The following is a 12,445-nucleotide window of genomic DNA, read 5'->3' as shown; positions in this document are numbered from 1 at the left end:
TAAAACCTCCCGCGTGCTGCCTGTGTGCGGACACGCCGGAAACGAAAAACGGCGCGTGAGCCGAAGCCCACGCGCCGCCTTTTTGGCCGGAAGCGCCCGCTCGCGAGCGCGTCAGACTGCCATCGCCATGCGTTTGCGCTCGGCGCGCTGCATAAAGTAATTGCCGACGATCACGCCCGCCGTCACCACGAGAATGAAGAGCGTCGCGAGCGCATTCATCTCCGGGTTCAAGCCGAGGCGCACACGCGAGAACACCACGAGCGGCAGCGTCGTCGAACCGGGGCCCGAGAGGAAGGCCGAGAGCACGAGGTCGTCGATCGACAACGTAAACGACAGCAGCCAGCCTGCCGCGAGCGCCTGCGAGATCAGCGGCAGCGTGATCTGGAAGAACACCTTGAACGGCGTGGCGCCGAGGTCGAGCGCGGCTTCTTCCAGCGACGGATTGAGCTCGCGCACGCGCGACTGCACGATGATGGCCACGTAGGAAATGCACAGCATCACGTGGCCGATCCAGATCGTGAACACGCCGCGCCCCGCCGGCCAGCCGAACAGCTTGCCCATTTCCACGAACAGCAGGAGCAGCGAAATGCCCTGGATCACTTCGGGAATCACGAGCGGCGCGTTGATCATGCCGGTATAGAGCGTGAAGCCGCGAAAGCGTCCCATGCGCGCGAGCACGAAGCCCGCCCATGTGCCGATGATCACCGAGGCAAACGCCGTCATCAGCGCGATGCGCAGCGACAGCCACGCGGCGGTGATGAGTTCGTCGTCGGTCGCGAGCGCCTGATACCAGCGCGTCGAGAAATGCGTCCACACCGTCACGAGTTGCGAGTCGTTGAACGAGTAGACGATCAGGCTCAGGATCGGAATATAGAGGAACGCAAAGCCGATGCCGAGCGCGATGAACTGCAGTACACGATTCGGTTTCATTTGCCGCGGCCCTCCAGTTCCTTCGCCTGGAAGTGCTGGAACAGCGCCATCGGCACGAGCAGCAGCAAGACCATCGCACAGGTCACGGCGGAGGCCATCGGCCAGTCGGCGTTGTCGAAGAACTCGTTCCACATGACGCGGCCGATCATGAGCGTGTTCGCGCCGCCGAGCAATTCGGGAATCACGTACTCGCCCACCGCCGGAATGAACACCAGCAGGCAGCCCGCGATAATGCCGTTCTTCGAGAGCGGCAGCGTGATTTCCACGAACGCGCGCCACGGCTTTGCGCCGAGGTCATAGGCGGCTTCGAGCAGCGTGAGATCCATCTTCACGAGGTGCGCATAGAGCGGCATCACGAGAAACGGCAGATACGAATACACCATGCCGATATAGACCGCCGTGTTCGTGTGATAAAGCTCGATGGGCGAATGAATGATGCCGAGCGACATCAGAAAATTATTCAGCAGTCCGTTGTTCTTCAGAATGCCGATCCACGCATACACGCGAATCAGGAACGACGTCCAGAACGGCAGCATCACCGCCATCATGAGGATGTTGCGGCTGGCCGGATTCGAGCGCGCAATGTAGTACGCCATCGGATAGCCGATCAAGAGACACAGCAGCGTCGAAATGGCCGCCACCACGACCGAATTCACGTAGGTCGCGAAATACAGGCTGTCCTGAAGCAGGAACGCGTAGTGCGAGAAGTCGAGCGCGATGTGCCAGACACCGTCCGCGTACGACGTGAGCTCCGTGTAGGGCGGAATGCCAAGTTGCTGGTCGGCGAAGCTGATTTTCACCACCAGCACGAACGGCACGAGGAAGAACAGCAGGAGCCAGAAGAACGGACCCGCCACGACAGCCGTGCGGCCGGTCAGGTTGAAACGCTTCGCCGGCCAGTGCAGCAGATTCTTGAAGCTCAGCGCGCTCATGACGTCAGCACCACCCCGGCCGATGCGCTCCAGCGCACATAGACCTCGTCTTCCCAAGTAGGCGAGTCGATCTCGGAGAGCGCGAGGCTCGACATGTTCGCGATCACGGTCTTACCCGATTCGAGCTGGACGTGATAAAGCGAGTAGCCGCCCATGTACGCGACATTCTTGACGACGCCCTTGCCCCAGTTGAATGTGCCCTCGGGCGGCTTGCGTGTGAGCGCAATGCGCTCGGGCCGCACCGAGATCGTAACGGGCATGCCGAGCGGGCCGGTGATGCCGTGGCTCACATAAAGACGCACGGACAGGTCCGGCGACTCGACGAATACGTGATCGGGCTCGTCCTCGACCACGTTGCCCTCGAACAGATTGGTGGAGCCGATGAATTCCGCCGAGAAACGGCTGTTAGGAAACTCGTAGACTTGATTGGGCGCGCCGAGTTGCACGATCTGGCCTTCGCTCATGACCGCGAGACGGTCGGCCATCGTCATCGCCTCTTCCTGGTCGTGCGTGACCATGATGCAGGTGACGCCCACATTTTCGAGAATATTGACGAGCTCGATCTGCGTGCGCTGGCGAATCTGCTTGTCGAGCGCCGACATCGGCTCGTCGAGCAGCAGCAGCTTGGGGCGCTTGACGAGCGAACGCGCGAGCGCCACGCGCTGCTGCTGGCCGCCCGAAAGCTGATGGGGCTTGCGCTTGGCGAAGCGCGACATCTGCACGAGTTCGAGCGCAGCGGCCACGCGGTCTTTGAGTTCAGCCTTCTTCACGCCTTCCTGGCGCAGCCCGAAGCCGACATTCGACTCCACGGTCATATGCGGAAAGAGCGCATACGACTGGAACATCATGTTGACCGGGCGACGGTACGGCGGCAGCATCGCGAGATCCTCACCGTCGATCAGGATCTTGCCCGAGGTCACCGTCTCAAGGCCGGCAAGCATGCGCAGCAAGGTGGACTTGCCGCAGCCCGAGCTGCCGAGCAGCGCGAACAGCTCGCCCTTCTTCACCGACAGGTTGACACCCTTGACGGCCGCCGTTTCGCCGAACTTCTTGACGACGTCGACGACCTGCACGAAGTTGTCCGCGGCGCTATCCGCCGTGGCGTTGCCCGAAGGCAGCACGCCGGGGGCTGCCGGCATGCTCGACTGGTCACTCATGATTCTCTCTGCCCTGCCTGGTTCTGCGTTGATGCTGGACCGGGTTGATGAACAAAGCCCCCGGCAGCATGCCGAGGGCTCGGGTAAAACGATTAGGAGACACTACGCGCACCACCAACGCAGTCGGCAAGCGGCACGCCAGCGCATCAGCGGCCCGACTTGAACTCGGTCCACAGACGCGTCTGCAGACGCTGGATCTCGGGCGGCAGCGGCTTGAGCAGGAACAGCGTCTTCAGGACTTCCGGCGACGGATACACGGCCCGGTCGTTGGCGATGTCCTTGTTCACGTACTTGCGTGCCTCGGCGTTCGCGCTCGGGTAGTAAACCGCATTCGTGATGGCCGCGTGAACCTGCGGCGTCTCGATGTAGTTGATCCACTCGAGTGCGGCTTCCTTGTGCTGCGCATCCTTCGGGATGGTCATCACGTCGAACCAGATCGGCGCACCGCCCTTCGGAATGTAGTACTCGACCTTGTACGGCTTCTTGGCGTCGAGCGCGCGATGCTTGGCGATCACGACGTCGCCCGAATAACCGTAAGCAAAGCAGACGTCGCCGCCCACGAGGTCATTGATATAGCCCGACGAGCTGAACTGCGTGATGTACGGGCGGATCTTCTTCATCATCGCCAGCGCGGCGCGATAGTCGTCCGGATTCGTCGACAGCGGGTCCTTGCCGATATAGTGCAGCGCGGCCGCGAACATCTGATCCGGCGCATCGAGCACGGACACGCCGCAAGCCTTCAGCTTCGAGATGTTCTCGGGCTTGAAGAGGACGTCCCAGTTGTCGAGCGGCACATTCTTGCCGAGGAGCTGCTGCGCCTTCGTGACGTTATAGGCCAGACCCGTCGTCCCGTATGCCCAGGGCACCGCGTATTTGTTGCCCGGATCCGCGCCGGCCACCAGTTCCATCAGCTGCGGATCGAGATACTTGAGATTGGGGATCTTCGACTTGTCGAGCGGCGAGAAAATGCCAGCGGCGATCTGCTTGCCCGCATAGTTGCTGGTCGGCACCACGATGTCGTAGCCCGAATTGCCCGCGAGCAGCTTGGCCTGGAGGGTATCGTCGCTGTCGTAGTTGTCGTACTTGACCTGAACGCCGGTCTGCTTCGTGAAGTTCGGAATCGTGTCTTTAGCGATGTAATCGGACCAGTTGTACACGTTCAGTTGCGTATCCTTCGCCACCGACGTCACCCACGGCGCCGCGCACAGCGCGAGTACAGCCAGTTTCGCCAAAACCCGTTTCTTCATCCCGTTCTCCGCTTGTTAGCCTGATTAATGGCCTACCTGATAGCCTGATTGTTAACCTGCCTGTTAGCTTGCGTGCTGCTTGTCCCTGCCGGTGTTCAGCCCAGCGGCGGCCCGCCTGGGCGGCCCCGCCTGAATTCGTCGAAACTACCATCAAACCTGCCGGGCGACAAAGAAAGCGCGCCGGCCTGTCGCACAAACGGAACAGGACCTGCCGTGCAGCCAGGCTGGCCGCAAACCCGCGCGCGCCCTGAATGGGCGCCGCTGACAGTAAATCGCGCGCAATTTTAGCCGTTTATCGGCCCCTGTCCACCAAAAAAACGGCCCGCGCAACATTCGCGCGACGCCTCCCGCCACCAGGCCATCGTCCCTCCGCGAAATGCGGCTAAGCAGGCGGCGCCCGCGAATCGATTAACATAGCGGAGTTTTCCGCAAAGCCGGTGCGCATGTCCGCGCGCCGGCCATCCTGCCCCAAGACATATCGATGGCCTCCAATCTCCACGACCTTCCCGACAGCCCCTGTATCGGCGTGTGCTCGACGCTGTTCGACGAAATCTGCAAAGGCTGCGGCCGCACCGCGACGGAAGTTTCGAACTGGGTGTTCCTGACCGACGAGGAAAAGCGCGCCGTCTGGACGCGTATCGAGCGCGAAGGCACCGCCATGCGCTTCCAGAAAAGCCGAGCCTGACTCCAGCGGCCCACGGCGCAAAAAAAACGCCGGATGAACCGGCGTTGCTTTCGTGTCGATATCGAGCGGCGGCACTCAGAACTTCATGCCGACACCCACGCCCACCACGATCGGATCGATATAGAGCGTGCCGAGCGACGAGCCATTGAGCGACGCGCCCGTACGCATCCAGATCTTCTTGACGTCCGCGTTCACGAAAACGTTTTTCGCGACCTCGTAGTCGACGCCGAACTGCAGCGCCGGGCCAAAGCTATGGTTGTCGATCGACACGGGCTGACCGCCTGCGTGCAGCCCGTTGTTGTAGAACAGCGTGTAGTTGATGCCGGCGCCCACGTATGGCCGGAACACTCCTGCGTTGTTGAAGTGATACTGCAACAGCAGCGTGGGCGGCAGCACGCCGACTCCGCCCAGCGCGCCGAGGCTCGACGTGACCTGGTTGCGCGACGTGCCGAGAATGAGCTCGGCGCCTATGTTGTTCGTCACCATATAGGTGAAGTCGAGCTCGGGAACGATCGCGTTGTTGACGTCGGCTTGGAGCGTATTGAGCGCGCCGCTCGAACTCACCTGCGGCGTGATGGCGATCGCGCGCAACCGCACGAGCCAGTCTCCCGCGTAGATGCCGGTGGCGGGCTTATCGGCGGCGTGGGCGGCCGATACGGCAAACGCGGCGCCCAGCGCCAATGCGGCAGCGGCCGCAACGGATTTCAATTGCCTCTTCATGATGATTACCCCTTTTATCCCCGCGTAGATTCGCAGGTCCGCAGAGATTCTCTGCGGGAGTTCCCATCACGAATTTGACGGCTGTCAGGACATGGCCAATGCCGGCTGTTGTGCGACCTGAGGCCGCGTCACACCGGTCAAAAGCAGCTCCAGCAGGTCCCTGACGCTGCGAATGGCGTTGCCAAACGGCAACGCTTCGCGGCCACGGAAGAACAGGCCATTCGCGACATCGCCGCGCAGTGCCGCCGAAAGGCGGGTGTCGATGCAGAAGTGGCCGAATTTTTCGATGCCGTCGCGCAGGCCGCAGACCGACAGGCATTCGAGCCCCGTCGGGCAAGCGTTCTTCTTCGAGCCGATCTTGATGCGGATGCGCGACTCGTTGCGCAGGTAACGATCGAGCCACGGCGTTTTCACCGCGCGCGCGGGCAGACCGGTCACGCTCACAAACTCGACGATGTCCTCGGGCTTGGCGTCGGCGAGCACGCGCTTGAAATTCGGGTGCGCGTCGCCCTCTTCCGTCACGGCGAACGGCGTGCCCACCTGCACGCCATTGGCGCCCGCTTCGAGCCACTTGCGCACGGCCTCGTGGCTGTTGACGCCGCCCGCCACGATGAGCGGCACCTCGCGACGCGTGATGCCGAGCGACGCATAAACGCCGTCGAGCTCCTCGAAAATTCGCTCAAAGCCGAAACGCTCGTTGTCCATGTCGGCGATGTCGGTCACGCCGAGGTGGCCGCCCGCGTGTGCGGGGTGCTCGAGCACGATGGCGTCGGGCAGACGCCCTTTCTTCATCCACTTCTTGAGCACGAGCGAGACGCCGCGCGCATCGGAAAGGATCGGGATGAGCGCGATGTCCACGCCCTGCGTGAGATCCGGCAGATCGAGCGGCAGGCCCGCACCCATGACGATTGCATCAGCGCCATGCTCGCAGGCCGCGCGCACGTAGTCGGCGTGGGCATTGACCGCTTTCATCACGTTCACGGCGATCATGCCGTTGCCCTGCGCCAGCTCGCGCGCAGCCGCGATTTCGCGACCGAGCGCGACGAGATTGGCGCCCTCGAGCGTTTCGTGCCGAGGGTCGGCGCGGCACAGTTCTACGAGGTCGGGATGGTGATGGCGCAGGTCGATGCTCGCAATGGTGCCAAGCGCGCCTTCGCGCGCGACGCTGCCCGCGAGCCGGTGCGCCGAGACGCCCACGCCCATGCCGCCTTGCACGATGGGCAGCAACTGGCGGCCGCGAATGTGGAGCGGCGCGAAAGAATAGTTAGGAAACATGGTGGACCGCTTTGCGTTGTCGGTGGCAAAACATCAATAGTCGCGCGCTGCCCACAGACGATATTGATTCATATCAATGAAAAACGCGGAGATCCCCATGGATCTCCGCGTTTTTGACTTAAATCAAAACGTCGCACCAAAACATTTGCAAGGCGCGAAAACACCGTCAGATCACGGTTTGGGCACCTTGAACTGCATCGACTTGTACTCGAGATACTCCTCGAGACCATATACGCCGTTCTCGCGCCCATGGCCGGACTGCTTGAAACCCCCGAACGGCGCGGCCATGTTCCAGGTGCCGCCATTGATGTCGATCTGCCCCGTGCGGATACGTCGCGCCACGCGTGCCGCGCGCTCGTCGCTGCCGGCCCACACCGCGCCGCCCAGGCCATAGAGCGAGTCGTTGGCGATGGCGACGGCGTCGTCCTCGTCTTTCGCCGTGAGAATCGTGAGCACCGGGCCGAAGATCTCCTCCTGTGCAATCGCGGCGTCGCGCGGCACGCGGCCAAACACGGTCGGTTTCACGAAGAAGCCTTTCGCCACGCCTTCGGGCATGCCCGCGCCGCCTGTCACGAGTTCGGCGCCGTCCGCGATGCCACGCTCGATGTACTGCTGCACGCGTTCTTGCTGAACCTTCGAGGCAAGCGGCCCGAGCTTCGCCTTCTCGTCGCGCGGGTCGCCTACCGTGTAGGCTTCGACGGCCTCCTTCGCGAGTGCACGCGCTTCTTCGTAACGCGCCTCGGGCACGATCATGCGCGTGTGCGCCGAACAGGTCTGGCCCGAGTTCAGGAAGCATGCGCCCACGGTGCCCTTCACGGCTGCCGCGAAATCGGCATCGTCCAGCACGACCGAGGCCGACTTGCCGCCGAGCTCCAACGCGACGCGCTTGACGGTGGCCGAGGCGACTTCCGAGACGCGCTTGCCCGCGCGCGTCGAACCCGTGAACGAAACCATGTCGACTTGGGGATGACGCGCGAGCAGTTCGCCGACTACCGGCCCGTAGCCGGTCACGAGATTAAAGACGCCCGCGGGCAGACCGGCCTCGTGAATCGCCTCGGCGAGCACGAACGCGTTAAGCGGCGCGACTTCGGACGGCTTGAGCACGACGGTGCAGCCTGCCGCGAGCGCGGCGGCCACCTTGAGCGTGATCTGGTTGAGCGGATAGTTCCACGGCGTGATGGCCGCCACCACGCCCACCGGCTCGCGCACAATGAGCGAGTTGCCCACGCGCTCCTCGTACTGAAACTCGTTCGCGAGCTTCGCATAAGCGCCCCAGTTATAGACGGGGCCGCCCACCTGGATCGCGCGCGCGAGTTTCAACGGCATGCCCACTTCGCCCGCGATCAGTTGGGCGAGTTCGTCGGTGCGGGCCTTGAGGTTCTCTGCGATTTTCTGGAGGTAAGCGCCCCGCTCCTGCGAGCTCGTCGCGGCCCATTTGTCGAAGGCGGCGCGCGCGGCGGCAATGCCCGCTTCGGCATCGGCTTCGTTGCCCTCGGGGATGCGGCCCATGACGGCCTCGGTGCCCGAATCGATTACGTCGATCGTGCCCTTGCCGTGCGGCGCGACCCACTGGCCGTTGATGTAGAGCTGGTCGTAGTTGTGCATGGTGTCTCCGTGTTCGCTTGCATTTGCAGCGCAATCTGCGCCGTAGCAACTTCGCATTCTAGCGTGGTTGACGATTACGTAATGTATTGCGCAAGCGCGGCACATGCCGACATTCGCGTCCTTATACTTTCGCGTTCCGCCACTCGCCCATGCGCTATATGAAACACATTCTCCTCGGTGTCGCTGCAAGCCTTTCGCCGCTACTCGCTCACGCGGGTTGCGAGGACAACCTCCAGAAGTGGACACAACAGTTGCACCCCGGCCGCACGCTCGACGCCGAACACGCGGCCTGCAAGATCTGGCCAGCCAATGAAGCGTTGACCATCGCGGCGCTGCCGTTGCCACAGAAGAACAACAATGACGATGAGGGCACCGACGATCTCGAAGTGCTGGTCGCAGACACGGCATCGGGCACCATCATCGCGCATCAATTTCAGAAGTCGGCCTTTTCCTACGACGCCGTTAGATTCTCCGGCCTGACGCTCGATACAGCACGCTACCAACTCACACCACAAAACCGTGCGTTCGGCGTGCGCGTAACACACGAAGGCTCTTCGCGCATCAATCCGTTCGGCCAGGCGGCATTGAACCTCTATGTGATCGATGGCCAGAGTCTGCGCACGGTCGTCGATGGCCTGATCGTGTCGGATTCTGGTGGTGAGTGGGACGGCAATTGCGCCGGCACCTTCAACAATACGACCCGCATACTCGGCCTCGGGCCAGCGGGCAAGGAAGGCTATGCGGCGCTGAAAGTCACCGAGTTGTCGTCGGTTACCGTCAACTCGGTCCACCATGGCGACTGCAAGGACGACACGAAGACGGAGAAACGCACGAACTTCACGCTCGAATACAAGAACGGCAAATATGGCGTGCCCAAAAGTATGCAGTACACCGACTGACAAACGAGACACGTAGCGCGCAAAAAAGCAAAACGGGCGACGCATTCGCGCCGCCCGTTTTCATTTTTCATCCGTGGCTCAGACTACGAGCCAAACCTCAATGCAGCCCCTGGCTCGCGAGGAAGTCCTCGTAGTTGCCGCTGTAGTCGTTGATCTTGCCATCGGTCTTCACTTCGATGATGCGGTTGGCGAGACCATTCACGAACTCGCGGTCGTGCGACACGAAAATGAGCGTGCCTTCGAACTTCTCGAGCGCGATCTGCAGCGACTCGATCGATTCCATGTCCATGTGGTTGGTGGGCTCGTCCATGAGCAGCACGTTGTGGCGGCCGAGCATCAGCTTGCCCCAGATCATGCGGCCCTTCTCGCCGCCCGACAGCACCTTGACCGACTTGCGGATGTCGTCGGCGTTAAAGAGCAGGCGGCCCAGCGTGCCGCGCACCGATTGCTCGTCGTCGCCTTCCTGGCGGTACTGGTCGATCCAGTCCATCAGCGTGACGTCAGCCGGAAACTCTTCGTACGTGTCCTGCGGCATGTAGCCGATGTTCGCGTTTTCGGCCCACTTCACCGAGCCGTTGTCGACAGCCAGGTTGCCGAGCAGCGAGCGCAACAGCGTGGTCTTGCCCGCGCCGTTTTCGCCGATGATCGCGATACGCTCGCCCGGCTGCACGCTGATGCTGAGTTTGTTGAAGATGCGGCGCTCGTACGTCTTCGTGATCTCTTCGGCAACCACGACGATGTTGTGCAGCTTCTTCTCGAACTCGAAGCGGATGAACGGGTTCTGACGCGACGAAGGCTTGAAGTCCTCGATCTTGATCTTGTCGATCATCTTCAGACGGCTGGTTGCCTGACGCGCCTTCGACTTGTTCGCCGAGAAGCGGCGCACGAAGTCCTGCAGGTCGGCCACGCGCTCCTTGGCCTTCTGGTTCGCGGCCTGCTGACGCTCACGCGCCTGCGTCGACGCCAGCATGTAGTCGTCGTAGTTGCCCGGCCAGACCTTCAACGTGCCGTAGTCCATGTCCGCCATGTGCGTGCAGACCTGGTTCAGGAAGTGTCGATCGTGGGAAATGATGATCATCGTCGAGTTGTACTCGTTGAGAACATCTTCCAGCCAACGGATCGAGTTGATGTCGAGGTTGTTGGTCGGTTCGTCGAGCAGGAGCACGTCCGGCTTCGAGAACAGCGCCTGCGCGAGCAGCACGCGCAACTTCCAGCCCGGCGCCACGCCGCTCATCGGACCGTTGTGGAATTCCGTGTCGATGCCGATGCCCAGCAGCAGTTCGCCCGCACGCGCTTCGGCCGTGTAGCCGTCGTACTCGGCGAACTTCGCTTCGAGTTCAGCGGCGTGCATGTAGTCGTCGTCTGTGGCTTCGGGGTTCGCGTAGATCGCGTCGCGCTCGGTCATCGCGGCCCACATTTCCGTGTGGCCCATCATGACGACGTCGAGCACGCGCACGTCTTCATACGCGAACTGGTCCTGGCGCAGCTTGCCCAGACGCACGTTCGGCTCGAGGATCACGTTGCCGGCGCTCTGCTCGAGATCGCCGCCCAGGATCTTCATGAACGTGGACTTGCCGCAACCGTTCGCGCCGATCAGGCCATAGCGGTTGCCCTCGCCGAATTTGACCGAGATGTTCTCGAACAAGGGCTTCGGCCCGAATTGCATGGTGATGTTGGCGGTAGAGAGCACAGCGCGTCCCGGAAAGTAGATCGACGAAAAACCTGTAATTTTAGCAGGTTATGCCAGTTCGCGCGCGGCTGCCAGCGCTCCGGCCTCGCGGGCGCGCTCATGAAAACTACCGGAAATTCGTGGCAGATTCGTGCAGGCGGCACATGGACCACCACGGAGGCCACCCAGGATGGGGCCTGATGGAAGCCCGTTGGGCAAGAGGCGGCCGTTAGATGCCGCCCTTCCCGGCTCGCGCCCTCAGGCGTGGCGCGGCGTCTGCAGAACGTCGACGAAGCCCGACAAGTCGGCCTCGGCCAGCCCCATGGCCGCGCCGAGACGCAGGATTTGCTGCACGGCGCCCGCGACAGGCATGGGCGTGCCGGTCTGGCGCGCGGCATCCGCGACCGTGTCCACGTCCTTCTGGAACGTTCTCAACGCACCGATCGGCACTAGGCCGTCCTGCGTCATGCGCGGCACGAACGTGCGCAACAGCGTGGAGTCGGCCCAGCCGCCCGCGAGCGCCTCGGGCAGCTTGGCGGCGTCGATGCCGCTGCGGCGGGCGAGCCCGACCGCCTCGGCAATCGCCGCAACCGTCGCCGTGACGATCGCCTGGTTGCACAGCTTCGTGGTCTGGCCGGCGCCGGGGCCGCCCATGTGCGTGACACGCGCCGCATAGGCGGCCAGTATCGGCGCGACCTCCGCGACGTCTTCTGCCGTCCCGCCCGCCATGACCGCGAGCGAACCCGCCTGCGCACCCGCCACGCCGCCCGACACGGGCGCGTCTACCCAGCCCACGCCCAGCGCTGACGCGCGCGCGGCCAGCTCGCGCGTCAATTCGGGCGGGATGCTCGAATGATCGACGATCCGGCGCACGCGCACGGCTTGCCCGTCCTTGCCCTCGGCAGCGGCCAGCAGGCCATGCTCGCCGAACACCACTTGCTCGACTGCGGCGCCGTCCGCGACGCACAGCAACACCACGTCCGCGTGCTGCGCCATTTCCGCCGGCGTGGCCGCGACCTGCGCGCCATCGGCAACCAGCGCCTCGGCCTTCGCCGGCGAGCGATTCCACACGTGCACCGTGTTACCCGCGCCCAACAAGTGGCGAATCATCGGCGCGCCCATCAACCCCGGCCCGCAAAATCCCAGCTCCTGCTTCTGCATCTTCTCCGTCTCCTGCATCGTGCCTCGCTGCGTTCGAGTCAGGCACATTTCAAGTTCCGCGCCGCGTGCGGTCTTTGTCCGGCCTTCCGGCCCTGGCCGGCATGGCCGATGCGGCGCATTGGCAAGGCGCAATGATACCGGCCGTCGTTGCCCGCGGTTGCCTAT

11 protein-coding genes are annotated in these 12,445 nt (G+C 62.9%); 2 read left to right on the top strand and 9 right to left on the bottom strand.

All coding sequences use genetic code 11. The features are described from left to right. Window positions 1–111: 111 nt before the first annotated feature. From HV773_RS25805 to HV773_RS25790, 4 genes are all read right to left on the bottom strand, one after another. Window positions 112–930, bottom strand: a complete 819-nt coding sequence (locus tag HV773_RS25805; protein WP_129561958.1) for an ABC transporter permease subunit — start codon at window positions 928–930, stop codon at window positions 112–114. After that, entirely contained in the window at window positions 927–1,862 is a 936-nt protein-coding gene (locus HV773_RS25800; RefSeq protein ID WP_129561957.1) for an ABC transporter permease subunit, read from the bottom strand. The genes HV773_RS25805 and HV773_RS25800 overlap by 4 nt, the downstream gene beginning before the upstream one ends. Beyond that, window positions 1,859–3,019 (bottom strand): ABC transporter ATP-binding protein, encoded by a 1,161-nt coding sequence (locus HV773_RS25795; RefSeq protein ID WP_129561956.1) that lies wholly within the window; start codon window positions 3,017–3,019, stop codon window positions 1,859–1,861. The genes HV773_RS25800 and HV773_RS25795 overlap by 4 nt, the downstream gene beginning before the upstream one ends. Window positions 3,020–3,165: 146 nt before the next feature. Further along, window positions 3,166–4,266 carry a polyamine ABC transporter substrate-binding protein gene (locus tag HV773_RS25790; RefSeq protein ID WP_129561955.1) on the bottom strand — a complete coding sequence of 367 codons (1,101 nt, stop codon included), beginning with the start codon at window positions 4,264–4,266 and terminating at the stop codon, window positions 3,166–3,168. 481 nt (window positions 4,267–4,747) lie between these two features. On the opposite strand from HV773_RS25790, the gene HV773_RS25785 reads away from it, so the two are divergent. Continuing rightward, window positions 4,748–4,951 carry a DUF1289 domain-containing protein gene (locus HV773_RS25785; RefSeq protein WP_129561954.1) on the top strand — a complete coding sequence of 68 codons (204 nt, stop codon included), beginning with the start codon at window positions 4,748–4,750 and terminating at the stop codon, window positions 4,949–4,951. Window positions 4,952–5,026: 75 nt separating this feature from the next. Here the strand turns inward: HV773_RS25785 and HV773_RS25780 are convergent, their stop codons facing one another. The 3 genes from HV773_RS25780 to HV773_RS25770 all read right to left on the bottom strand — a co-directional run bounded on the left by HV773_RS25780 (window position 5,027) and on the right by HV773_RS25770 (window position 8,551). Beyond that, complete coding sequence (locus HV773_RS25780; RefSeq protein WP_129561953.1) at window positions 5,027–5,671, bottom strand: OmpW/AlkL family protein; 645 nt, start codon at window positions 5,669–5,671, stop codon at window positions 5,027–5,029. Between the two features lie 84 nt (window positions 5,672–5,755). After that, window positions 5,756–6,946, bottom strand: coding sequence for an NAD(P)H-dependent flavin oxidoreductase (locus tag HV773_RS25775; protein ID WP_129561952.1), 1,191 nt, complete (start codon window positions 6,944–6,946; stop codon window positions 5,756–5,758). A gap of 171 nt (window positions 6,947–7,117) precedes the next feature. Further along, on the bottom strand, window positions 7,118–8,551 hold the full coding sequence (locus tag HV773_RS25770) for an aldehyde dehydrogenase family protein (RefSeq protein WP_129561951.1): 1,434 nt from the start codon (window positions 8,549–8,551) through the stop codon (window positions 7,118–7,120). Between the two features lie 158 nt (window positions 8,552–8,709). On the opposite strand from HV773_RS25770, the gene HV773_RS25765 reads away from it, so the two are divergent. Next, window positions 8,710–9,450: a PA3715 family protein gene (locus tag HV773_RS25765; protein ID WP_129561950.1), complete on the top strand. Its 741-nt coding sequence runs from the start codon at window positions 8,710–8,712 to the stop codon at window positions 9,448–9,450. Between the two features lie 97 nt (window positions 9,451–9,547). Here the strand turns inward: HV773_RS25765 and HV773_RS25760 are convergent, their stop codons facing one another. Then, window positions 9,548–11,140, bottom strand: coding sequence for an ABC-F family ATPase (locus HV773_RS25760; RefSeq protein WP_129561949.1), 1,593 nt, complete (start codon window positions 11,138–11,140; stop codon window positions 9,548–9,550). Window positions 11,141–11,377: 237 nt separating this feature from the next. Continuing rightward, window positions 11,378–12,280 (bottom strand): NAD(P)-dependent oxidoreductase, encoded by a 903-nt coding sequence (locus HV773_RS25755; protein ID WP_129563325.1) that lies wholly within the window; start codon window positions 12,278–12,280, stop codon window positions 11,378–11,380. Window positions 12,281–12,445: the final 165 nt, after the last annotated feature.

Origin of the sequence: Paraburkholderia caffeinitolerans (assembly GCF_902859945.1) — a bacterium.
In the GTDB taxonomy this organism is placed as follows: Bacteria; Pseudomonadota; Gammaproteobacteria; order Burkholderiales; family Burkholderiaceae; genus Paraburkholderia; species Paraburkholderia caffeinitolerans.
This window is presented reverse-complemented; position numbering and strand designations above follow the sequence as displayed.